This window comes from Parageobacillus galactosidasius, assembly GCF_002217735.1.
In the GTDB taxonomy this organism is placed as follows: Bacteria; Bacillota; Bacilli; order Bacillales; family Anoxybacillaceae; genus Parageobacillus_B; species Parageobacillus_B toebii.
Map to the genome: position 1 here is coordinate 1,688,912 of NZ_NDYL01000001.1, position 24,154 is coordinate 1,713,065.

The 24,154-nt window shown below is 37.9% G+C and carries 20 protein-coding genes; 19 read left to right on the forward strand and 1 reads right to left on the reverse strand.

What is annotated here, in order from left to right:
• Positions 1-114 precede the first annotated feature (114 nt).
• The gene (locus tag B9L23_RS08975; protein ID WP_089097405.1) at positions 115-729 is read right to left on the reverse strand and encodes a TetR/AcrR family transcriptional regulator; all 615 of its coding nucleotides are present in this window, start codon (positions 727-729) and stop codon (positions 115-117) included.
• A 185-nt stretch (positions 730-914) separates the two neighbouring features.
• Here B9L23_RS08975 and kynU point away from each other — a divergent pair, with 185 nt between their 5' ends.
• The 19 genes from kynU (at position 915) to B9L23_RS20975 (ending at position 23,940) form a co-directional block, all read left to right on the forward strand.
• The gene (gene kynU, locus B9L23_RS08980; RefSeq protein WP_089097406.1) at positions 915-2,201 is read left to right on the forward strand and encodes a kynureninase; all 1,287 of its coding nucleotides are present in this window, start codon (positions 915-917) and stop codon (positions 2,199-2,201) included.
• A gap of 38 nt (positions 2,202-2,239) precedes the next feature.
• Positions 2,240-3,679, forward strand: a complete 1,440-nt coding sequence (locus B9L23_RS08985) for an amino acid permease (protein WP_089097407.1) — start codon at positions 2,240-2,242, stop codon at positions 3,677-3,679.
• A 62-nt stretch (positions 3,680-3,741) separates the two neighbouring features.
• Positions 3,742-4,599 carry a tryptophan 2,3-dioxygenase gene (kynA, locus tag B9L23_RS08990; RefSeq protein ID WP_089097408.1) on the forward strand — a complete coding sequence of 286 codons (858 nt, stop codon included), beginning with the start codon at positions 3,742-3,744 and terminating at the stop codon, positions 4,597-4,599.
• A gap of 73 nt (positions 4,600-4,672) precedes the next feature.
• Positions 4,673-5,299: an arylformamidase gene (gene kynB, locus B9L23_RS08995; RefSeq protein ID WP_089097409.1), complete on the forward strand. Its 627-nt coding sequence runs from the start codon at positions 4,673-4,675 to the stop codon at positions 5,297-5,299.
• A 355-nt stretch (positions 5,300-5,654) separates the two neighbouring features.
• Positions 5,655-6,926 carry a restriction endonuclease subunit S domain-containing protein gene (locus B9L23_RS09000; protein ID WP_089097410.1) on the forward strand — a complete coding sequence of 424 codons (1,272 nt, stop codon included), beginning with the start codon at positions 5,655-5,657 and terminating at the stop codon, positions 6,924-6,926.
• Positions 6,927-6,942: 16 nt separating this feature from the next.
• Positions 6,943-7,530 carry a hypothetical protein gene (locus B9L23_RS09005; protein ID WP_089097411.1) on the forward strand — a complete coding sequence of 196 codons (588 nt, stop codon included), beginning with the start codon at positions 6,943-6,945 and terminating at the stop codon, positions 7,528-7,530.
• Complete coding sequence (locus tag B9L23_RS09010; protein ID WP_089097412.1) at positions 7,531-7,890, forward strand: hypothetical protein; 360 nt, start codon at positions 7,531-7,533, stop codon at positions 7,888-7,890.
• Between the two features lie 13 nt (positions 7,891-7,903).
• Positions 7,904-9,781 carry an HsdM family class I SAM-dependent methyltransferase gene (locus tag B9L23_RS09015; protein WP_089097413.1) on the forward strand — a complete coding sequence of 626 codons (1,878 nt, stop codon included), beginning with the start codon at positions 7,904-7,906 and terminating at the stop codon, positions 9,779-9,781.
• Between the two features lie 47 nt (positions 9,782-9,828).
• A complete protein-coding gene (locus B9L23_RS09020; protein ID WP_089097414.1) occupies positions 9,829-11,244 on the forward strand; it encodes a restriction endonuclease subunit S in 1,416 nt (471 codons plus the stop codon).
• A 32-nt stretch (positions 11,245-11,276) separates the two neighbouring features.
• Positions 11,277-12,362 carry a hypothetical protein gene (locus tag B9L23_RS09025; protein ID WP_089097415.1) on the forward strand — a complete coding sequence of 362 codons (1,086 nt, stop codon included), beginning with the start codon at positions 11,277-11,279 and terminating at the stop codon, positions 12,360-12,362.
• Positions 12,359-13,438 (forward strand): hypothetical protein, encoded by a 1,080-nt coding sequence (locus B9L23_RS09030; RefSeq protein ID WP_089097416.1) that lies wholly within the window; start codon positions 12,359-12,361, stop codon positions 13,436-13,438. The genes B9L23_RS09025 and B9L23_RS09030 overlap by 4 nt, the downstream gene beginning before the upstream one ends.
• Before the next feature lie 13 nt (positions 13,439-13,451).
• A complete protein-coding gene (locus B9L23_RS09035) occupies positions 13,452-17,501 on the forward strand; it encodes a hypothetical protein (RefSeq protein WP_089097417.1) in 4,050 nt (1,349 codons plus the stop codon).
• A complete protein-coding gene (locus tag B9L23_RS09040; RefSeq protein ID WP_089097418.1) occupies positions 17,501-18,310 on the forward strand; it encodes a hypothetical protein in 810 nt (269 codons plus the stop codon). The genes B9L23_RS09035 and B9L23_RS09040 overlap by 1 nt, the downstream gene beginning before the upstream one ends.
• Positions 18,297-19,454: a hypothetical protein gene (locus B9L23_RS09045; protein ID WP_211278801.1), complete on the forward strand. Its 1,158-nt coding sequence runs from the start codon at positions 18,297-18,299 to the stop codon at positions 19,452-19,454. Before B9L23_RS09040 ends, B9L23_RS09045 begins: the two co-directional genes overlap by 14 nt.
• A complete protein-coding gene (locus B9L23_RS09050; RefSeq protein WP_044746806.1) occupies positions 19,454-21,142 on the forward strand; it encodes a helicase HerA domain-containing protein in 1,689 nt (562 codons plus the stop codon). Before B9L23_RS09045 ends, B9L23_RS09050 begins: the two co-directional genes overlap by 1 nt.
• Positions 21,135-21,740 (forward strand): hypothetical protein, encoded by a 606-nt coding sequence (locus tag B9L23_RS09055; RefSeq protein WP_089097419.1) that lies wholly within the window; start codon positions 21,135-21,137, stop codon positions 21,738-21,740. Before B9L23_RS09050 ends, B9L23_RS09055 begins: the two co-directional genes overlap by 8 nt.
• Positions 21,741-21,745: 5 nt before the next feature.
• Positions 21,746-23,194, forward strand: coding sequence for a protein kinase domain-containing protein (locus B9L23_RS09060; protein WP_089097420.1), 1,449 nt, complete (start codon positions 21,746-21,748; stop codon positions 23,192-23,194).
• 69 nt (positions 23,195-23,263) lie between these two features.
• Entirely contained in the window at positions 23,264-23,635 is a 372-nt protein-coding gene (locus B9L23_RS20970; RefSeq protein ID WP_044746809.1) for a hypothetical protein, read from the forward strand.
• Positions 23,605-23,940 carry a hypothetical protein gene (locus B9L23_RS20975; protein ID WP_245842337.1) on the forward strand — a complete coding sequence of 112 codons (336 nt, stop codon included), beginning with the start codon at positions 23,605-23,607 and terminating at the stop codon, positions 23,938-23,940. The genes B9L23_RS20970 and B9L23_RS20975 overlap by 31 nt, the downstream gene beginning before the upstream one ends.
• Positions 23,941-24,154 lie beyond the last annotated feature (214 nt).

Consider the following 24,154-nt stretch of genomic DNA (forward strand, 5'->3'; position numbering starts at 1 on the left):
AACAAACACCTCTTATCTTCTTGTAAGATATAAAACATCTATTATAAAAAATTATCATAAGTCAATTATTAAAAAAGAGCCTATGGAAAAAAGAGCTTTTACAAAAACATATCGTTACAGGTAAAGTCCCGTTGTGTAAACGGCTGTAATGGTTTGGGCAATGTCTTCTACGGATGCCTTATGTTCATTGCGGACAATTTCCCAAAGATACATTTCGTTGGTGAAAAACCAGCCGCGGGCAACAAGTTCGGGATTTAACTGCGTTTTGGCTAGTCCTTTTTTTTGTGAATAGGCGATATCTTGTGAAATTCGCTGGATGAATTTTTCCCTGATTTCTTTCCATTTAGCGGACACAACCGGTGAAACTCCGATAGCCTGTTCAAACACTTGCATCATGCTTCGCTCTGCTTCTGCCATCTTTAAAAATGAATATGCCTGTTTTTTGATGATTTGTTGGGCTTCTTCTTTTGACGTTGGAAAGAAGGGCATTTCTGCAATTTGATAAAATTGTTCCATCACATCTTCCATTAGCACAATCAAAATTTCGTCTTTTCCTCCAAAATGTACGTAGGCTGTACCGTATCCCACATTTGCCTTTTTGATAATTTGAGTAATCGTTGCTTTTTGAAACCCTTCCTCAATGAATACTTCTTTTGCCGCTTGCAATAGTTTTTGGCGTGTCATGATGGAACGCATATGACGTTTATCGGCCACTTTGCTACTATCCACGACATTCCCTCCATTCGTTTCCTTTTTAATAGCATAAATGGAATCTGATGAAAACAAAAGGATGATTTATGATAATTTTAATACTTAACTTAACATTTAGAAAATTTTTTATTTTTAATTGACATCATGTCAACTTCATTGATACAATTTTCCCAAAAAACAATGTGAAGGAGGAATAGGATAGGATGCTTTCTTATTCTTTTGAACCCACACTAGAATTTGCCAGGAAGCTCGATCGGGAAGATAAACTATGGCATTTCCGCCATGAGTTTTACTTAAAGCCTGGCTCTATTTATATGGACGGTAACTCATTAGGGCTTCTTTCTAAGAGAGCTGAAAAAACGCTATTAGAATCTTTGGATGATTGGAAAGAATTAGGGATTGACGGGTGGACGCAAGGGAGACATCCATGGTTTTACCTGTCTGAGAGGCTTGGGGAAATGATGGCGCCATTAGTGGGAGCTTCTCCTGAAGAAGTCATTGTAACTGGTTCCACGACAGTGAACTTGCATCAACTTGTTGCGACCTTTTACAAACCTGAGGGAACACGTACAAAAATCTTGGCTGATGAGTTGACATTCCCTTCTGATATTTACGCACTGCAAAGCCAGCTCCGTATCCGCGGCTATGATCCAGATACGCATCTTATCCGTGTAAAAAGCCGCGATGGCCGCTTTTTAGAAGAGGATGACATTATCGCTGCCATGGCCGACGATATTGCGTTAATTATTTTACCAACGGTTCTTTATCGAAGCGGTCAAATATTGGATATGAAGCGTTTAACAGAGGAAGCGCACGCTCGTGGCATTTTCATTGGATTTGATGCATGTCATTCTATCGGTGCCATCCCTCATTCGTTCAGTGAGTGGGAGGTTGATTTTGCGTTTTGGTGCAACTACAAGTATTTAAATGGGGGGCCTGGATGTGTCGCGGGACTATATGTGAATCGCAAACATTTCGGGAAGCTTCCTGGCCTGGCCGGATGGTTCGGTTCCAGAAAAGATAAACAGTTTGACATGGAGCATACATTCACACCGGCTGAAACGGCAGGGGCTTATCAAATCGGAACGCCTCACGTGTTGAGCCTTGCGCCTTTAATCGGATCCTTAGAAATTTTTGCCGAAGCCGGAATTGAAAACATTCGCCAAAAGTCGCTGCAAATCACTCAATATTTAATGTACTTAATTGAACATGAGCTGAAAGATTTTGGTTTTACCATTGGCAATCCTAGAGACGATGCATGCCGAGGGGGGCATGTAAGCCTCGAACATGATGAAGCTGCTCGGATTTGTAAATCATTGAAAGAAAACGGAGTGATCCCGGATTTTCGTGCACCCAACATCATTCGTTTAGCACCGATCGCATTGTACACTTCTTATGAAGAAGTGTGGAAAGTCGTCCAAATCCTGAAAAAAATTATGAAGGAAAAACAATATGAAAAGTTTACGAATGAGCGCGAGGTAGTGGCATAAAGATGTCGCGTTTTACGAGAAGAAAGGGGGAGGAAACAATGGAAAACCAAAATCATCATTTCCATGATCTTTATGAGCGGGAGAGAGGATTAAATCGCGATTTGAAAACCAATCAGCTTACCATGATTGCGATGGGGTGTGCCATCGGCACCGGATTGTTCCTTGGAAGCGGGCTTGCTGTTGGAACTGCCGGGCCAAGCGTGTTGATTAGTTATATGATAGGCGCATTGATCGTATTGCTTTTAATGGGATGTTTAGCGGAAATGACGGTTGCCCATCCTACTTCAGGGTCTTTTGGGACGATTGCGGAAAAATATATCCATCCTTATGCAGGTTTTATTGTTCGCTATTCGTACTGGATAGCGAATGTACTTGCTGTGGGAGTAGAAGTAAGTGCAATTGCTGTCTATATGAAATACTGGTTTCCAAACGTTCCGGGAATCGTATGGATCCTGTTGTTTGGCGGTGTGCTGATATATGTCAACGCTACGAGTGTCAATACGTTTGCTACTTTTGAGTATTGGTTCTCCATGATAAAGGTTAGTGCGATTGTGCTTTTCATTCTCCTTGGTGCATATGTTCTATTTGGAGCGTCTGATCAGCCGGGAATAGGAAGCGAAAATCTTGTAAACGATGGCGGTTTTCTGCCGTTTGGCTGGTGGGGAATGTGGGTAGCCATCTTTATCTCTCTATTCAGCTTTTTAGGGACAGAATTGATAGCGGTTACAGCAGGTGAAGCGAAAGATCCGGATGTAGCGGTACCGAAAGCATTAAAAGCAACCGTATTCCGTTTGTCGACTTTCTATGTTTTGACAATGGCCATCATGTTAATGATCGTTCCTTGGAAATCGGCTGGGGTCGATAAAAGTCCATTTGTCAAAGTAATGGAAATCTTGAATATCCCTGGTGCTTCGGGAATTGTAAACTTTATTGTCTTAACGGCTGCATTATCAGCTATGAATAGCCAGTTATATGCATCAACGCGGATGATATATTCATTATCACGAGGAAAATATGCGCCTGCTTTCTTTGGAAGGGTAAGTAAAAAAGGGGTTCCGACAAACGCTCTTACGGTTTCTACACTTGGGATTGTCGTCGCTGCCGTCGTTTCGGCGCTGGTTCCTGGGACATCTTATGCGGTCATGATGGGGATTTCCATGTTCGGTGCCATTTTCACATGGCTGATGGTTTTCGTTTCTCATTTATTTTTCCGCCGCAAGTGGAAGCAAATGGGGGGACGCAAATTACCAGTAAGAATGATCGGTTTTCCTTATTTGACGATTTTAGGGGGCGTTCTATTGCTCAGCTTGATGATTACGACATGGTTTACGCAATTTAAAATCATGCTTCAATTTGGAATTCCGTGGTTAATTTTTCTTTCGGCTGCTTATTTTATTTGGAAAAAAACAAATGCAATGCATCATGCAACAAACGACGCCCTCCAACTTTCTGGAAGTGACGTCAACCTAGATAAATAGCGTCATAGCAAATTTAATAGAAGGCAGCTATGGATGGGAATGAAAAAAGGGGGATGCCAGGTATGGTGAACATTAATAATAATGAAACAAATTCCAAGTATGGATTAGAGGAAGAGATTCATACAGATTTCCGAAAAGAAATGTCGTATGCAAGTTACCTTCAACTCGACAAAATTTTATCCAGCCAACAACGATTGTCCGATCATCATGATGAAATGCTGTTTATTATTATTCATCAGGCAAGCGAACTTTGGATGAAGCTCATTTTGCACGAAGTGAACGCAGCGATTCAATGTATTCTCCGCAACGATTTGGAACCGTCTTTTAAAATGCTTTCACGTGTATCCAGAATTCAGCAGCAATTGATCCAATCTTGGAGCGTCCTTTCCACATTGACTCCTGCTGAATACATGGAATTTCGGGATAAATTGGGTCATGCATCCGGATTTCAGTCCTACCAAAACCGTTTGATCGAATTTGCGTTTGGAAATAAAAATGCTCATACATTATTAGTCTTCCAACATGATCCTGAGATTTATGAAAAGCTGAAAAGAGCGCTTCATGAGCCAAGCATCTATGACGCGGCGATTAAAGCGCTCGCAGCCCGAGGATTGCCAATTGACCAAGAAGTTCTTGACAGAGACTGGTCCCAAACCTATCAGCCAAATGCCAGTGTAGAGGAAGCATGGCTGACTGTTTACCGGAACGTGGATCAATATTGGGATTTATATGAGCTGGCCGAGAAGTTGGTGGACATCGGCAGCCAGCAACAGTTATGGCGTTATAACCATATGAGTACGGTTGAACGAATTATTGGCCATAAAAAAGGAACAGGCGGTTCATCAGGCGTCACTTATTTAAAAAGAGCGCTTGATCAACATTTCTTCCCTGAATTATGGACTTTAAGAACGAAGCTTTAATATGTATGCATGGCAGGAGGCTGGGGAAAAGGCCTCCTTTCCTGTTGAGTAAATGAATAAGGGGGAAAAAATGATGAACGCGTGGATTGATATATCTCAACGGCTGGATGAAAAAGTTGCTGTATGGCCAGGGGATACTCCTTTTTCCTACCGTGTAAATTGGAGCAAAGAGGAAAGCGGGTCTGTCAATGTAGGCCAAATCACGATGAGCACCCACACAGGTACACACATTGATGCCCCGTTTCATTTTGATAATGAAGGAAAGCGGGTGCTTGATTTGGATTTGGATATATACATTGGCCCAGCCCGTGTCATCCATCTGCCAAACAAAACGAAGATTGGAGTAGACGAATTGCAAAGTGTAAATTTAGAAGGAGCAACACGCCTATTAATTTATACAGGCGCATGGAAAAACCGTACGGTCTTTCCAGAAGCCATTCCCCATATCGAACCTGAATTAGCGCCATATCTTTCCGAACGCGGCATTCGGCTCATTGGCGTGGATCTGCCGTCCGTCGATCCTTTAGATAGCAAAGAGTTACCTGCCCATCATGAATTGACTCGTTATGGCATCCATATTTTAGAAGGTATTGTCCTTGATCATGTGGCCCCAGGCGACTATGAACTGATAGCTTTTCCGCTTCCGCTTGCAGAAGCGGATGGAAGCCCGGTAAGAGCGGTATTAAAAAAGAGGGGGTAACATCAAATATTAATTAATAGCGAACAGTGCCAGGTACTGTTCGCTAATTATGGTACTATGAACACTGTTGTCTATAAAAAACAAGAACTTCAATGGTTCTGAAAGTTGGAATCATTGTTGTGTTTATCACTCTATCACAACCATTTTACGGTATGTCCAACATATGGAGCCGGATTTGATATAAATCTTTCGTTACATATTTATTGTAGCAAGAGATTTATAGATTTATTTTTTTGTTATTTAAAAAGAGAATAAAATGAACAATAAAAAATAAATACTCAAAAAATGTTTGACATTTTATGTATTTGTTAGTAAATTATAATTGAAGATGGAAAAATATAAAAAAGAGAACAAAATGAACAATAAAGGATGTGGTTGTATACATAAATTTATTTGTGAAAAAGATTTGCGAACCGAGCGTTTAGATCCGTATTTTTATCAAATTGAATTGGAGTTGAAAAAGAAATTAGAAAATAAACAGACTGTTCCTTTACGGATGTTATGTAAAGAAATTACAGATGGAACAAGAAACGCGACAGAGTTTGTTGGTTATAGAACGACTGTTCCTTATATTCGCTTATCAAATATTGTGGATAATAAGTTAGTGCAAAAGGGGATGAAATATTTATTTGATTTAGATGGAATTGAGGAGAAAGCGATTGTTAGGAAAGGGGATATTTTAATTTCGAAAATTGTCTCGCTTCCTAAAATTACTCTTGTTGATGAGGCATATGATGGAGCTGTTATTAGTCCTGATATTATAAAAATTCGCCCCGTGGATCAACAAGCTCAAGCAATATTAATGAAGTTTTTTGCTTCAAATATCGGAATGCTTTCATTAAAAAAAATGGCGGTTCCATCTGTATTGCCGAAAATTTCGCTTAAACAGTTAGAGGATTTAGCGATTGTAATAGATGTGGATTCTGAAGAAGAAGGTCATAACCAACAAGCTATTTTAAAACAACAACTGCATAACTTATATGGATTTGAGTTAAATGAACTAAACGCGTCGCTACCGACAGAGTTTTGGGTCCAAAAACAACTGTCAACAAAGCGGTTGGATGTCGATTATTATCGTTACCATACTTCAAAAACGTTCGAACAATTGAAAAATAAGATCAAAACCGAACGATGGGTGCAGTTAAAAGATGTTTGTGAAATCGTAAGACAAACAGTTAGCCCGGCGGATTTTAACAATAAAAAAATTCGTTACATTGGCTTTAAAAATATTGATACAAATTCGTATCGGATTATTTCGGCAGAGACCATATCATTCGAAAAAGTGAGAAGTCGTGCCCGATATGTATTGAAAGAAAACGACATTTTACTAGGAGTCGTCGGACCATATATTGGAGAAGAGAACCAACCGTTGGCTTTTGTAACTAGAGAATACGAAGGAGCTTTAGCATCTAGTGCGTTTGTGGTTCTACGTAATTGTAAGTATTCGTCTGCATATTTGTTATGGTGTTTGTCTCATCCTTTGGTACGATTCCAGTTAAGGGCTAAGCGAAGAGGACAATTGCAAATGATGATAAGTATAGATGATCTTGAAAGAATTTACCTCCCGGCTGAATCACCAGAAAAGATCAATTTGATTGAAAATATGGTGAAAAAATTAGTTAATTAATCGGAGGGATACAAGAATGAGGTTACCATCGTTATACGGATTTTATAAATACTATTTTAATTATCCTTTGAAAGGGAAAAGGAATTATGCACTTGCGATAAGAGAGGCGGAAAGGCAAATTTATAATGCTTTTGACCTAAGAGATGAATCATACATTACAGATTATGAACATCAATTATATCCTAGACAACTCACAATTTCTTTTTTGAAAAAACTGTATCAATTAATGAATGAACGTTACGATCAACCTATTTTTGACCTAGATTATCATAGAAATAGTATTCATATTCCAAAAGAGTTACTTACTGGGCGCATACGGCTAGATATTGATTTTGGGTACTTTTACGATCGTAATGCGAAACAAATTATTCTACTTGAGTATGGTAAATTAAATGATGTTTCTTATTGGATTCCAGTTTTTAAAACGTTGGTAACCTCATTTGAGTTAACTACTATGCTCCCAACAAATATTGAAACGATTGCATTTTGGGATTTATCGAAAGGACTCACTTATGAAGAAAGTTATCATAATGGAATTACCGCACCTGTCGAGCAGGTTCTAAAAATTGCTAGAAAAATAGTGAATGAAAGAAGGAGGGGTTAAATGATTTTATATGAATATTTAAAAACCCCAAAAACGATTGACCAGCTTGTAACGATTGCACATGAAAATGAGTTATATTGGAATCGGGAACAAATGGAGTTGTTTGTGTGCTTAGATCCAAGTATCATTCAAAATGCAGAAGGGCTTTGGACAGTGAAGCAAGATGAACGTCGGCAAATGATATTGGCAGCGATTGAGCGGGCGTTACAAGGTCGCCCGATGACAAAAATTGATCCAGATGTTTTCGCCCAGCTCCCTGCTGATGTCATTGTACCGCAAAGCGAAATTATTGATGTTGCCATTAGCAGCGGTAAATATGAATCACCGCGCGAAAATTTGCTTCGTGTAAAACGAAAATAGGAGGAAATAACGAATGGAAACGACAATTCAACAAGTACAAGAACAATTAAAAATGAAAGGATATGGTCAATTCTCTGAGCTTACTACAAATGAAGAAGATGGAACAATGATTTTCACAGCGACAGGAGATGACAAAGTCGTTTACGTGAAAATCTTTGAAAAAGACGCTGATTTATCATATGCGGTGCAACAATCTGCACTAATTGAAGCACAATATCATGAATCGGCTCCTGACTTTATTTGGGCCACGAATGGAGATGTAAACTATTACGCCGATTGTATTGAATCTGCGCCAATTGCAGAAATTCCATCTGTTGTGGATGTAACAAAAAAAGAAAAGAAAAAATTAACAAAACAAGAACTTTGGTCGCTTGATATTTATTCTAGTCTGCAAAAACGATTTGATGATTTACATGAGCGTCTTTACGGTCCCGCTGGTGCCGATAATATTAGTTCTACGAACGAGGCAATCGATGAACTGAGTAAATTACTGTTTATGGAAATTTTCCGCCTTTATCACCCTGATTATGTATTAAAAGAAGGAGAAAATGCTGGTTTAAAATTATATGACATTTTAAAGTATGAGTACATAAAGCAACATGGCAAAAAAGCGGTAAAACAAATCAAAGATGCATTTAAAGAAATAAAAAATCATGAAGATTATGTAGCGATCAACGACAAAGGTGAAAAGTGCTACATCTTTCACGAAGAAGAGTTTATTAAGTTAGAAAATCCGGCAAACTATGTTGCCGCATTTGAAGCTTTTCAAGAGCTCGGTGAGTTCGAAGATGATAATGGAGCAATTAAAAAGGCGACGTTAAAAGATGTAACCGCTGATATTTTAGGACGCCTATACGATGTGTTACTACGCGGAAAATATGACAGTAAAGTCGGTCAAGCAACGTATTTAACACCGCGTCAGGTAACCGAAGCAATGGTAGATATGGTAATGCATGATTTAACATCGAATCCAAAAGAAGCAGCCAAATTGCTAGAAACAGATGAAAATGGAAATCCAACCTTCCGTGTACTTGACCCAACTTGCGGATCTGGAGGATTTTTAATTAAAGCCTATGAAGCAATAAAAAGATACTTTACGAGAGAATTTGCTGGGATTCAAAAAGAAAAAATAACAGAGCATTTAGAAAAAATGAAAGAGCATAGCTTTGTTGGTGCCGATAAAACACGGAGCATGATTTTAAAAGCACGTTTGAATATGGCGATGCACGGATTGCCAAAAGCTCCGATTTTCTGGGTAAGCGACTCGTTAATGACCGATTCATTGCAACCTGAATCATTTGATGTGATTATCACAAACCCGCCGTTTGGCTCCGGTTCTGTATCCAATAAAACAGAAGAAGGCAGAGCCATTTTAGAACGTTATACATCCGGCATTGACGAAGACGGAAAACCGATGAAAAAAGGTTTATGTCTTGGAGCAAAGCCAAATAATAAAGGTGTTTGGAAACAAGTCAATTCGACAGACCAAGCGGTATTATTCATTGACCGAAATTTAGAGTTATTAAAACCAGGTGGTTATTTGATTATGGTCCTTCCAGATGGAATTTTAAGTAACTCAAGCTATAAACATGTACGTGAATATTTAATGGGTAAGAAAAACGAAGTAACAGGCGAATTTGAAGGTGGCCGCGCGATTGTGAAAGCGGTTGTTTCATTACCGACAGTTACATTCCAATTATCTGGTACAGGTGCGAAAACGTCATTCCTCTATATTAAAAAGAAAGAACACGAAAACGAAAAACAAGGACCAGTGTTTATGGCAGTTGCAGAGGAAATTGGGTTTGATGTTAAGAATAAAGTTGAGATTCAGTTAGGAAATGATAGAAACGATCTTTTGAAGATAGTTGATGCTTATAAAAAAGGTATGTAAATGAACCATAGGGTTTTTTTAAGAGTAAAATAGAGAAGGTGGAAAAAATGAATAGCTATACTGCAAAATCCGGATGGGTCCACCCTACTTTAATTATAGATAGAATTGATAGTAGTTTTTATAAAAAAGAGGATATAGAAAATTTACGAAGATTATTTAATTCCGAACTACCTCTTAAAACTTTATTGGATATCTCAAATAAAATTACTGATGGTCCTCATGATGGATATACTTTTGTAGATAATGGTGTCTTATTTTTAAGATCACAAAATATAAAAAATGCTGGTTTCGATTTGTCGGATAAAAAATTTATTGAACCCGAGTTTCATAACAAATATAGAAAAAGTTGGTTGGAGCAAGGCGATTTATTAATAACTAGAATTGGTCAATATTTTGGTAATGCTGCTGTAGTATCTAAGGATTATGTGGGGTGTAATATAAATCACGCAATTGCTAAAGTACAATTAAAAAAAGAAGTAGACCCATATTATGTGTGTGCATATATTAACAGTCCTACTGGAAATAAACTTTATAGGAGATTAGGAAAAAGTTTTACATCTCCTAGGGTTAATTTAGCTGATTTTAGTGAATTCCTGGTTCCGTTACCTGCACGGAAAATCCAAACATATATCGGTAATAAAATCCGAAAAGCGGAAGAGTTACGGGAAGAAGCAAAGCGGTTGAAGGAAGAGGCTGAAGAAATTCTATTTAATGAATTACGTATAAAAGAACTAGAACATCTTTTAATGGAGCAAAACAAAAAATATAACTGGGTAGAAGAAACAGCACTTACCGAAAGAATAGATGCTTATTATTATAAAGCTAAGTATACAATATTGGATAAATTTATTTCCCAATTTGAGTATGTAATAACCAAAAAAATAGCAGATGTTGAGTATGGATATATGCCTCAAGAAGATTATACAGAAGTTGATTCGGGAATTCCTATTATTCGAATAACAAATATGCCTGGAAATTTATTAATTGATTCAAGTGACATAAAGCATATTCCCGTAAATGAGAAAATTAAAGATAGGCATTTTGTTAGGGAAAATGATATTTTGATGGTTCAATTAGGGGACACAACTGGAAAAGTTGCTTATGTTTCAAAGGAATTTGATGGTTATTTATTCCCGTCATTCTGCTTAAAAATTTCATTAAAAGATACAAATAAAGTTCTTCCTGGCTATTTAGCATTGTTATATGAGAGTAAAATTATGCAACTACAAATTGAACAAACAATTTCTTATGCTTCAGTAAGACCAAATACTACAAAACCAGCTATCGAAAGTTTAAAAATACCTATTATTGAGATGAGCAAGCAAAAAGAGATTGCTGATAGAATTTTAAATTATATTAAACATATTTACGAATCAAAACATCTTATCATCGAAGCCAAACAGGACGTCGAAGACCTGATCGAAGGCAAGTTCGATGAGTCGAAAATTTCCGAAGGAGTGTAAGGGCACTCCTTCTTTTCTAGGAGGTGAATGCGTTGGAGTTGAAAAGGTTACATAGTCATTTAGAGAAGCTGTATCACTACGGTGAAACGGCTTATGTCGCTGAGCTTGAGCCGTTTGTTAGAAAAGGTCTTTTATATGTGCATGAGAAAAAAGCAGTGATCACGAACAATTGGATTGCGTTTGTGAAGCGGTTTCCGAATCAAACTGATTTCCTTCATACATTGTTTTGCTTTGATGAGTTGTATCAACAATACTTGTTGAAAACATCCTTGTTAACGGTATTAAAAATGCGTGAGGCAGAAGATACTGACGGAATTGTTGATTTCGTTCATAAAATGCCAAAGTTTGCAGGGGAAATCGTAAAAATATTAGATGAATTGAAACATGGTGAGCGGTACGAAACGGAAGCTTTAGAACATCATGTAAAGGAAGTCGAGCCTCTTTTTCGTGAACGCAATCATTTTATTTTTAACGGAGCGCCGTATTATCAGCGCATTATTTATTATTTAGCCCATATTCAACAGTATCAACAAGAAGCGGTTGAACAAGATGAACCGCTCGGTAAAAAAATTGATGAACAATGGGCAAAAGGGAGAAAAATAGCTGCTAACTTGCAGTTATCGCCGTTAAAGGATCAGCCTCTTGCGGTATTAGCGCCGCATGAGCCAAATATTTCATTAAAGAATCCGTTATTCAAACATATTTTCGCACATCCTTGGAACCTATTTATTTTCCTTTGTTGCGTTGTCCGCGAACAGACGGAGGCGCAAGGGATGACAACCATTCGGTTTCATGCGGTGAACGACGAAGTTGACGTTATTTTAATGTCGTCAAAAAATCAAGAATATCGATACGGAACGATCAACGATTTCGTTTTGGAGTTTTGTAAAGTGAACAACTATCAACTATTTCCAAACGAGATCGCTCGTTTAGAAACGATATTCCACTATTTACATGATCGCGGTTTTTTAACGATTGTCGATGAAGAATATCGCATTCCGAGCCATATTGAAGATGAGTTATACAATACAAGTTTGTTTATTCCGCTGATGGCAGGCAGCAAACAGCTCCGCCAACGGATCGAACAGTGGATTGATGAATTGAGGGACAGAGGATGAAACAAATAAAACTATCGATTGAACGATTTTGGATTGAGCCAGGAAATTTTGAAAGATGGTGTGAGTTGTTATCGCGCATTCCGGAGAAAACCGAAGCGCGTTCAATCAAGGAAATCGCAAAATTATACTTAGGAAAAGATGTGGAAGAAAAAGATAAAAAACTAGACCGTTCCAAAGAATTATTTGGACTACATGGTTATGAGTACGTGAAAAATTCACGTAATTTTGAAATTAAAGGTGTCCATTTTCTAACACGAACAGATGATGGATATTTGATTCGTACAGAGGAAGCGAATGAACTCGTAGCTGCGTACGAACAACAACAAGGATGGGAATTGTTGCTTGCAAAACAACTATTACGATATTCGCCAAGAACAAGAGTCATCATGCATTTATTGTTGAATGATGGTTTTTTTGAAACAAACGGTCAATCGATCGAACAGCTAAGCAAGTGGACATTGCGATTTGCTGATGTTGCGTATCATCCGTTTTCAAGGAATCCAGAGCTTAATGATATGAATTTTCTTCTTCATGCTTTTAAAAATGAAGCGTTAGGGAACGATTGGCGTAATATTCTTGCTGAAGAAGAAATTAAATTGGATGAAGATTGGATGTTTGTTGGCTCAAGCGGCAAAGAGCCGGCAAAAACAAATATTTCTTCGTTTATGCGTGCGCCGATGCAATTATTTGCCTATTTAGACTGGTTTATTGAAGCAGATGTAGGAATCATCATTTTAAATAAAGAAAAGGTGTTGGAACATATCGGTTCACATTCTTTATTTTCATTGACGAACGTTCAGAGTATATCAGAAATCGAATGGTTAAAGAAAAAAGTGAACGAAGAGAAGGATGATCGCGGTTTTGTTGCAATTGAACCGTTGCTTCGTAAGCTGATGGAGCGTTTTTATCCAACGTGGGAACAAGGGCTTGCGCGCTTTGTCGATTATTATATGACAAAAGGTATTCGTGAAGGTTTGTTTTATATTGCTGATTATGAATCAGGCCAGCCAAGACATGGAAGAGGTTATTTAGGTAAACGAGAATACCAATTATTAAAACTTGAATTCCAGCGATAAAGGGGTTGAAAAGATGAGCAAATCTGTCTGGTTAAAAGATGGGGTTTCCACATTTCCGGTTCAGCAGCCAATGGTCGGTCAGTGTGAATTTTATGAGGCGTTTAAAGAGTATTTACAAGATTTAAAGTCAGCGCCAATGGCACGAGTTTTTACATTGATTGCCAAATGGGGGATTGGTAAATCGCGTATTGCTTATGAATTAGTGAGCGAAGCGCTTGGAATTGATAAAGGATGGACGATTCGTGACCAATCAGGTCAACTGCAAAAAGTCCGGTTATTAAAGCCAGATTTCGCTGACGGCATTTTACCTATTTATATTCGCTATGAACAAATGCATGAGGATCTTCTTTATGGGGAAAACTGGGTCGGTTATGGGGCGTATGTAGCGCTAGCAAAATTAGCGGAACAACAACCTGCCCGCACGATTCAAGGTTCGATTGTGAAACATATTCAAGATCATTTTCTCCCGCTTGGTTTTTCACCAGAGAAATTGGCTGAGGCGATTGAGTTAGGGCGGCATGAAACAAATGATTTACTACAACATATTGATCAGCTTGATCAACTTGTCCAAAACGGTTTAGCTTACTTAAAGCAGTTTGGCATTGAGCATTTAATGGTTATTGTCGATGAAGTAGAATCCGAGTACGAATTATTTATGGATGGGATTCAAGAGCAAAGCGAAGAGCGGAAAAAGAAATTAGACGGTGATGCGATTAAAGTGATCACATCAGCGATTAAACATGAAGATAGCCGCACTCGCCATCCAAATGTCTCTTTCTTGTTGCTTTGTTCACCGGCAATTGGCGATCAAATTAAAGCACTCGAGGCGTTGGCCCGTCGTTTAGATAAATTAGAAATCAATCAAAACTCCTATGCAGATATTAGCGATTATGTCGCATCGTTACAACAAAGTGGAAAATTACGTAAATATCCTGCAGGTCTTGTTGAAGCAGCTTACACGATTGCCGCCGGAAACTTCGGCTGGTTAAATGTGATTATGGCCCATTGTGATCAATATCTTGAGAAGCATCCAGATAAGGAAACTGGTGAGATTTTACAAGATTTGGCTTATTCAGTGCCGCGTTTTAAAGAAAGTTTAATCGATCATTCGCAACTAGATTACATTAATACAAAGCCAGCGCATATTCCGTTTGTAAAAAAAGCGTTATTACGGCAACTGCCGTATCCGAAAGATTATTATAGTGCGGAAGAACAACAAATTTTATTATCAGCGAAACATATTGAAGGCATACCATTATTTAAAGAGTTTGTCGCTTTGCCGCTTACGAAAAATGATTTAGGTTTTTATCTTGTGAAAAACAAATATAAAGCCGAATCAGATCATTTATTCGTAAATGAAACGACAGGTGAATCATTTAGTTTAGATGTACTGTTACGGAGTCTCGAAACATTCTCGATTAATGCTCCTAAAGGGACTTTTATTGTCGGAAAGGAACGGGAAACGTTTTTAGCGCAAGTACGCATGCTTTATCCGAAAGACGAAGTCGTTGAAGCAGCGGAGCTTTTATATACGTATCTCGAGCAACGAATGAAAACAGAACTACTCGAAACATATATTGGCCCAAACTTTGCGTTCCTTGAGCGGTTAAATCGTCGCTATGCTGTCAAAACAGGTATTGCGAACTATTTATTAAATGAAGAAAAAGATCAACAACTTCAACAACATTTAAATGAGTTGGCGAAACAATATGATAAAGACGGAGAAATTCAACGTCTTCTTCTTGGTTTTACAAGAGCGATTGAGCAAGACTATCCAGAAGTGCAAACGATTCAGATAAAAGGAAATAAATGCGGGCTCCGTATAAAGGTGACAAACCATTTATATTTAGGGGTTCATCCAAAAAAAATCGTCGACATTATTTGGGCTAGCAAACTAGCTTCCTTGCACGATCTTGTTGATAGCAAATTACTAGATAGCGGAAATCACCCGATTATCATTTTAGCACCGACCGCTGATGCGGAAACAGAAATCGATGATATAAAACGAAAGTATGAGCGTCTTGGCCGTTGCTTGCTCTTTTTCCAAGTGACGAATTCGCAGAAGAAAGTATTAGAAGCGTTATCGGTTGAACGTGAGATGATGGATATCCGCAAGTCAGCTCATCAATTAACGCAGCCATTCCGCGCAAAAATTCGTGCGATTACAGATGAAATTGCAAGGGTAGCACGAACCTGGTTTGAACAGGTCGATAAAGAAGGATATGTGTTACGCCCAATCGTTTTTACGAAATCAGAGGAAGACTCTATTCCATTATTAGCAGAAGGATATGCGAAAATGATTATTCACGATGCAACAATTGCTGAACTAGGGGCAAAACAAGACGTAAAATTTACAGACAGCGAAGATTTTACTCGCTTTCAACATGCTTTAAAAGCAACGAAAGTTCCGGCTAAATTAGATAAGGAAGGTTATCGCGATACAGGCTTGTTTATTCAAAATAACGAAAATGATCAATATGAAGTGCAAATTCCAGCTACATTTGCTTCTTTAATGTCGTTTATTGGAAATCGTCGTGTAACATATAAAGAGATTGAAGAAGCGTTTTTCTTTAGTTCTGTTGATGTGATTAAACCACCAAAAATCGTTGAACAATGGATGACATTCTTGCAAGCGCTAAAAATTGTACGGATCAATAACAATCACGTTGAAAATGTCACGTCCCATATGTTAGAAGCAAAACGAGATAAAATTAAACAATGGTATGAGAAAGAATATGATCAACTAGTGGACGAATTCAAAGAAACGTTTGATCAAGCTCGCATCGAACTATTGAAACGATACAAACGCCATGGAGACTTAGAGAAAATTGATGAAGCATTACGTAAGATCGACTTAAAACTATTGCATGTTCATACAAACAATCATCTCGCTATTTGGAAAGAGCAATTAAGTTATTTGCAACAATTTCATGACGAATGTAATTTCATCTTTGATGAGGAAAAATGGAATACGCTCCAACCAAACGAGCGTAACTTCGCGAATATCACATTTGACCGGAATGATATGCCAATTTGGCAAAAGCTTAAGCTTGTGCAACAGTTCCATGAGTATGTATCAACGATTCAAAAGGATATTCTCGCAAAAATTCACGAGAAAGTAGAGGAAATGAAAAACACAAACGAGTATAAAGGTTACTATATACCAATTTCACCGTTTACGTATGTGCTTGAATTATATAAAAACGAAATTGAAAATGCGATGAATCATGTCAAATCTTCACAATTGCGAACAATGGTATCCAATAAAGAAACACTTGCGCATCATTTATCGTTAGGGAATTATAAGGAAGCGATTGACCGTTTAAATATCATTATTTCTCAAATAGGCTTAAAGAAAGTCGATCAAACAAAGGTTGAGTGGAAAGAAAGAAGCGGTATCATTGGGCGTTATTACGATTTGAAAGATAAATTTGTACAAATGGTAGACCTTTTTGTAGAATCGAAGCCGAAAGTTGAGAAATGGATTGCTTATTATGAAAATAGTAATGCTGATGTGAAAAGTGAGGTAGGGATTGCTGAGCTTTCCACACTATTTGACAAGTTAACCGTATTTTTAGAATCTGGTTTCGAAGAAGCGGTTGATGATATTTGTATTGCAAAAAAAGGAAATCCAATGACACTGATAGATGAAACGGAAAAGCTGTTGAAAGAACACAAAAACGATATGACGGATTTAAGAGCTCAAATCACAAATGTTGATAATATAACTAGGAAAAAGCGGAATCAGCTCTATGATGACTTATTAATTGATGCTGTGAACCGTCTTTTCCGCCTGCAACATAAACCGCCATACCAACCGGACTTAAGTGCACCAATTCAAGAAGCAACATACGAAGAAACAATAGAAAAAGTAGAAGCGGAAATGAAAGAATTAGAAACATATGCACATCAATTTTTTGCTGATCATGCTCAATTTGTGCAATTTGAGTTTTATAAAGAAGTTGTTGCCCGCAAAGGAGAGTTAGACTGGGCCAATTATCAAAAAGAAAAGGAAGAGCTTGAGCAAATTGGGTTAATTCGGACAAAAGTGGAGGTTCTCTAATGTCGAGCCTACAGATTTTAAAACCATTCTCAAGACGGACAGAGTATAAAATGTTGCGCGAATGGTTTGATATCGAAGAGAAAGCTGTTGGAGAGTTACGGTCAGGGGTTTGCGTTATTCCCGCTATCATTCTTTTAAAAATGTCAGAAAGCGATCGTTTAAACCTAATTCAATGGGCAAAATTCTGGGGGAACCAGTTAATGGTTTTCCCCCCGTATTTTAATTTAGATATTTCTTCATTATTGCAGATGAATGACTCGATTTCCATTAAAGAAATGAATGAATGCACATATGAAGGAATTCCGGTGCGCGAAGAAATAGCGACTAATTTAACTCCCAAAATTCAATTACCGACTAAACAAACCGTTGCCGTTGACTTTTACTACGATACAAGTAGCGGATGCATTACTATCACAACATTGCCGCTTCTTGATTACCGGTTGCTTGAGCAACGCGAAATATGCCAACGTCTATTTCAATCGTTATTGCACAGTAATGAAAGAGATACAAAAAATGAAATTAGGGAAGAAAAACAAGTGATTTTTAAGCCCGTTCATCACTATTTACTTCTTCTCTCAGCAGCCGACGTTATAGAACAACAACAGCTCGTTCCGTTAATTCAAAAGTTTTTCTATTTGGAAGTACGTGAAAATGAGGTGAAAAGTGCTTTTGCTGAGCTCGCAAATTTACATTATATCCATTCAGACGGAACCATCACTGAGAAAGGGCAACAGTATATTAAGGAAAATGGTTATCGGGCATTTGTGAGAGAAATCATAAAGCGGAGGAACGATGATGGAGAATGGTAAAATGAAACAGGACACCGTGATTGCCAATAGTCTAGTAGCGAAAATCCAGTTAGGGTTACCAAGTACTGTTACGAAATTAAGCGCGAAAATGCGTTTTATTGATCACATTGCTCCGAAGCTTCGTAACAGCGGTGTCATTCGTCCCATTGAAAAAAAATCGCCACTGACGATTCGGGTATCGGGGATTGCAACAGCAAGCAAAACAATACCCGCATTTGGTGGTATTTTATATAGTGCTGGTGCCGTTCGTCAAGATTTATATATAGAGGAAGGCTCTGTGTACGAAACATTTCAAGACAGCCTCGTTGACATTGACGAAGCCGATGATATCGATGTTACTAAAAAACTAAAATTCATTCATATTACGCAAATGTATGATTTGTTAGAAGAAATGGTGCAAGAATCTATTCCGCCGCAAATGGTAATCGTTGATACACCATTATTGTTAGAACGTTCCGATGCACCGTTAGAATCACATGAACAGTTATTGAAAGATTATGAGCAATGTAAAGAACGAATAGAACGATTTTGGTCTATGTATCAAGATAAAATGTACCCGTTTAATCCTCATGGAATTCAATTAGTCTCTCTTAGTACGAAACGGTTTGGTTCCATCTTTTACGGGCTAACAGCTGTAGAACGAGAAAAATATATCATTGACACGATTCATTTTTCTAAATTACAAGATATTGAGGAGTCTTTTTATAAGATTAAAAAAGTAGGTGTAAAAAAATTACTCCACGGTATTTTAACGCGTCGAACGAGAACGGCAGCTTATCAATATGATATTTTAACTTCGGACAATCGGCTAGAGCCGGTAAAAGTAAGAGAGCTTGGACTAATCAACTTTCATTTACGAGCCGGGATGAGAACAATGCCTTTACTTGCAGAAATGATAGGGAGTAACAAAGATTGGGATTCAAAGGCCATTAATGAATTAGCATCCTATATTGTTTCCCTTTTTACAGTGGATCAGCCAAAAGCACTTCCACTGCCGCTTTGGTATGCCGAGTACGCTCTAAAACCAATTCGAAGTGGTGCCATTCTTCATTATTTTAAAACACAGGCACGCGAAATGATTAAAAAGGAAGAAGTAGAAAATGTTTGGACCGAAGAAGTAGACTTTTTCGGGGAGGATGAATGATGAGTCAAGAAAAATATATCGGTAAACTAATTGGGAATACCGGAAACCCGAATGATTTAAAAATGGTGCTTCAAGATAGCTTTTCCGCACGTCGTGGTGAATTTGTGAAAATTTTGCATCAAGAACGTCCAGATGAAGAACCGACATATGTTCTTGGGAGGATTACCTCTATTTCTCGCAGCAATATTTTATATAACAGCGATCTTGGAGAAGGATTGAATTCGATCGAATTATTACCCGGAACACAAATGACTGGGGAGACACTATTTGCTTCCATTGACCTTGTCGGTTACAAGGAACCAGCCACAGGACAAATTCGCATTCCACGTCGCCCGTTAGATCCGGGAAGTAAAGTATATGGTGTTGATTATGAATTTCTTTCTAAGTTTTATCAATTTGATGAAAATAAAAGCATTGCGATTGGCAACTTAATCGGCTATGAACGTGGAGAAAATATTGTTCCTGTTTACTTGGACGTCAATAAATTAGTGACAGAGCATTTAGCGGTTTTGGCGATGACGGGTTCAGGAAAGTCTTATACGGTCGGTCGTATCATCGAACGACTAGTGGCGCAAATGAATGGAACCGTTGTTGTGTTTGATACGCATGGTGAGTATGGAAAGGCATTTGAAAAAGGGGATATTCATTTCAATACCAACCTTGATCATATTGAAGATGAAAAAGAGCGGGAAAGCATTTTATTTATTCAAGAACGTTTCCGTGCTTTACAAGCGGCAGGAGGCGGCATTCATGTGTATACGCCACAAATGGAAGAGTTTGATTATAAATATGCTGGTAAGAATAAACATCTCGCGTTGCAATTTGACCGTTTTGAAATGGATGATTTTGAAGAAATCTTGCCTGGTTTAACAGAACCTCAACAACGAGTACTCGATGTAGCGATTCGTTATTGGAAATACAAATACCCACATCCGCCCCGTGATATTAAAGATTTGCGTGAGTTGCTTTCAGGCGATTTAGAAGAGTTACGGAATTGGGATGAAATAACGGAAGCAGAAGCAAGAGCTTTAAGCGGCAGAAGTGCAGCGGTGGCTTCGATGAAATTGAATCGCGTCATTAACGAAGCGCGAAGCTTTTATACGAAAGCGATCGGTGAGCCAACGGATATTTATAAATTAATTGGAGAAATGAACGAAAAATATGGACGATTAATCATTATTGATTTGCAAGGATTGTCAGACGATGCAAAGCAAATTGTCACGGCTCTTGTATCCAGTGAAATTATGCGTGCAGCGGCAGATAAACAACGCCCGATTCGTCCTTGTTTCCTTGTATATGAAGAAGGTCATAACTACGCTCCAGCAGGTACACCAACGATTTCGAAAAAAATTATTAAAAAAATTGCCGCAGAAGGCCGTAAATTCGGGGTAGGTTTTGCCATCGTTTCACAACGTCCTTCGAAATTGGATGCAGATGTCACATCGCAATGCAACACGATTATTACTATGCGTCTAAAAAATCCAGATGATCAACGTTTCATTACGAAAACGTCCGATATGTTAACGAAAGCCGATATTGATGAACTCCCGTCTTTATCTACAGGAGAAGCGTTAATTACGGGGCGTTCGATTCCAGCTCCACTATTAGTGAAAGTTGGAACAAAAGCGTTAGTTCATGGTGGTCAATCTCCGGAAGTTGTCAAAGAATGGGGCGTATTCGGTGGATAAAGAGCAATTAAAGGCAATAATTATTGAAGAATTTAAGACTGGAAAAATTCGTAATTCACTTTTTCCGATGCTTTCCGTTCATGGTATTCGAGATTATTCCGAAACTGTTCATTCTGCAGGACTGAATTATATTACGGAAATCGGCAGACATATTCAAGGAATAACAGCTTTATCTGAATGCCCTGTTTATCCAATTAACCAACAATATGGTCATAGCATTACTCGAGAAGTTCGGCCGGATTCTGTATGGTATCGTCAACAAGACGTAAAGCCCATTCTTGTTTCAGAGTTTGAACGATTTGAAAATTCAAAGGGCAAGCATGATAAACTAAGAGAGAAGATTGAAAATTTATTATTAGCATATCATCAACTTGGTGGCGATTTACCATTGATTCTTTTTGTCTACTGGTCTTACAGCGGGACTATTCCGAAAAATATCGATAAATACATTAGTATTTTTGATGAAGGGTTTACGTTACCTAACGGTCGCTTTATTCCAGGGATTAATTCGTTTGTTACCGATTATCTCGTTTTTCAAGCAGTAGCAAGCGGAACGAAGGAAAATCTCACCATAAATGAATGGATTCAAGTGAGGTAACAATTATGGTGCGTAAGCGTTATTCCATTCAACCAAAAAAGGATATGAATATCGGGGATAAATATATTTTGCAAGAAATGATAGGAGAAGGGTCATACGGATATGTATGGAAAGCCATTCGCTGTGAAGACGAAGAAATCGTCGCGTTAAAAATCCCAAAAAGTCAAGAACGTGGTGACGCAGCATTAGAGGAAGGAAAACGTTTTATTGGCGTTTTCCATGAAAATATTATCAATATTTATTGGATGGGAAGAGTAGACGGTTATTTTATCATTGAAATGGAACTGTTTGATGGGAAGCCCCTCTCACAAGAGTTAAGTGAAGAGGGAATCAGTCATCCACGGACATTTCAAAAAATGTTTGATATTTTTGATCAAGTACTAAATGGTGTTGAATTTATGCACTCCCTACGCATAGCGCATGGAGATATCAAACCTGACAATATTTTAATAAATGAAACTACTGTAAAATTAACGGACTTTGGAACGAGTCGATTGATTGAAGATGTTTTCGTAAAAACAATTGATGGTGCAGGAACATTTGCTTATATTGCTCCTGAAGTTCTCCATTCGCAAACGCGATATTTAAATTCTGACATTTATTCTTTAGGGGTTTTGCTATATCAATTGTTAACAGGAAGAACCCCACATGACACATATTTTAACGTGATTCATAACGTTCCTTTTCCAAAACCAAGAGAATTGAACGATAGTATTACACCTTCGATGGAAAAGGTAATCATGAAGGCGTTAGAGAGAAATCCGGAAATACGATATCAGTCGGTTACCGATTTCCGCGCCGAATTTAAAAAAGCGGTAGAGGAACATTTCAAACAGCAACAAGTTGAAAAGTTTATTCCTCGTGCAACATTAGCAAACAAACAAGATCCGTTAGAATTAGCAATGTTGAATTGTAAACTCAAAAAATTTACATTAGCGGAAAAAATTTTGACGACAGAAATTACAAATGGAAATACAATGCCAGAAATCTTATTGCAACTGGCATACGTATATTACAAAACAGACCGATTATTTGAGGCATTGCGGCAAATTGAAAATATTGAAGAAATTACAATTGAGGATATACGCAAAGCAAGTTTTGCTACAGCTGTAAAAAATCTAAAAGCAAGAATTTTCTTAGCAATGAAAAAGTACGAGGAAGCGCTACGCTTATATGAAGAATTGTATCAAAAAGAACCAGGAAATTTAGATTATCGTTATAAATTAGCACTATGTTATGGGGTGTGCGGACAGGAAGAAAAAAGTATTCAAATTCTAGAACAAATTAATCGAGAGACTCCAGGAATTTGGGCTGTTGTGAAAAAACTTGGTCAAGCGTACGACCAAAAAAAGGATTACGAACGGGCAAGAGCCTATTTCAAATATGCTTTAAAACTAAGGCCAGATGATGAGTACGTAAAGCAGAAGTTGGCTCTTTATGAGTATTATTTGTAATTCAATGATAATTAGAGAATAAAGTAAGCCAATTAATCCCGTAGCACTATAGTGTGATACGGGATAATTTTGTGGATTTTACTTAATTTTTATGATGTTGTTTGCGAACAGTACCTGTCACTGTTCGCAATACGAACCACATTTGGTGCCTACGTTTTATTTCCTTGGCAAGATGAAGACAGCTATCAAGAACACAAGTTTTATAAAAGTATCAATGAAGTTAATATCGATGGATTGCCGCTTTTACCCAATGCCAGAAGCTTAGTAGAACAATTGATCGAACGACTGATTGAAAAAATCCCGAAGAATTACAAAAAAGAAGGAATCCTACCAAGAGGAACTATGGAAGAGTGTCGATCTTCTCTTGAGGAAAAAGTTCTTGTCGGTATGGTCCCGAGAAAAGAAAACTATTGGCGCATCTTCAACATCGTTTTACTATAATCCCTGTAAAACGTCTTAACAAAGGTTGGCAAGAAGCAATATACATTGCCCTTTATCCGAAGAAAGGAGCTGTACCAACAAACAGCGTGACATGCTACGGAAAAATCACCGATATCAAATTTGTCAAAAGATATGAAATCACTGAATTACCAAAAAACAGCGCAGAAGAATATGTCAAATTTGAAGTAGAAAGCTGGAGGTTTTTAAAAGAAATTGTAAAATCCGTTGGCTATGGTATCTCCGTCTATACTATGACAACCTTAAACGCCTTAAAAGAAGCGAAAGATTGCCGGAACTATTTATGAAATCGAAAGAAGAAGTCACCTTGTGGAGAACGCTGCGAAGACTCTCTGATCGAATCCGTTTTGATTTAGGTGACAGATACTAGAACAAAGCATCGAAAATAAAAGCGTATCGAATCAAAGATATCTTCCTTCATCTTGACCATGATCAAAATATCTTGAATATTACGAAAGGTAATGTAAAGCAAAACTCTGAAACTTGAGGATCTACATAAAC

What these genes read in the sequence shown, in the direction of transcription:
- kynU (WP_089097406.1), top strand. Translation starts at nt 915, where the DNA reads ATGCTTTCTTATTCTTTTGAACCCACACTAGAATTTGCCAGGAAGCTC.
- B9L23_RS08985 (WP_089097407.1), top strand. Translation starts at nt 2,240, where the DNA reads ATGGAAAACCAAAATCATCATTTCCATGATCTTTATGAGCGGGAGAGA.
- kynA (WP_089097408.1), top strand. Translation starts at nt 3,742, where the DNA reads ATGGTGAACATTAATAATAATGAAACAAATTCCAAGTATGGATTAGAG.
- kynB (WP_089097409.1), top strand. Translation starts at nt 4,673, where the DNA reads ATGAACGCGTGGATTGATATATCTCAACGGCTGGATGAAAAAGTTGCT.
- B9L23_RS09000 (WP_089097410.1), top strand. Translation starts at nt 5,655, where the DNA reads ATGAACAATAAAGGATGTGGTTGTATACATAAATTTATTTGTGAAAAA.
- B9L23_RS09005 (WP_089097411.1), top strand. Translation starts at nt 6,943, where the DNA reads ATGAGGTTACCATCGTTATACGGATTTTATAAATACTATTTTAATTAT.
- B9L23_RS09010 (WP_089097412.1), top strand. Translation starts at nt 7,531, where the DNA reads ATGATTTTATATGAATATTTAAAAACCCCAAAAACGATTGACCAGCTT.
- B9L23_RS09015 (WP_089097413.1), top strand. Translation starts at nt 7,904, where the DNA reads ATGGAAACGACAATTCAACAAGTACAAGAACAATTAAAAATGAAAGGA.
- B9L23_RS09020 (WP_089097414.1), top strand. Translation starts at nt 9,829, where the DNA reads ATGAATAGCTATACTGCAAAATCCGGATGGGTCCACCCTACTTTAATT.
- B9L23_RS09030 (WP_089097416.1), top strand. Translation starts at nt 12,359, where the DNA reads ATGAAACAAATAAAACTATCGATTGAACGATTTTGGATTGAGCCAGGA.
- B9L23_RS09035 (WP_089097417.1), top strand. Translation starts at nt 13,452, where the DNA reads ATGAGCAAATCTGTCTGGTTAAAAGATGGGGTTTCCACATTTCCGGTT.
- B9L23_RS09040 (WP_089097418.1), top strand. Translation starts at nt 17,501, where the DNA reads ATGTCGAGCCTACAGATTTTAAAACCATTCTCAAGACGGACAGAGTAT.
- B9L23_RS09045 (WP_211278801.1), top strand. Translation starts at nt 18,297, where the DNA reads ATGGAGAATGGTAAAATGAAACAGGACACCGTGATTGCCAATAGTCTA.
- B9L23_RS09050 (WP_044746806.1), top strand. Translation starts at nt 19,454, where the DNA reads ATGAGTCAAGAAAAATATATCGGTAAACTAATTGGGAATACCGGAAAC.
- B9L23_RS09060 (WP_089097420.1), top strand. Translation starts at nt 21,746, where the DNA reads ATGGTGCGTAAGCGTTATTCCATTCAACCAAAAAAGGATATGAATATC.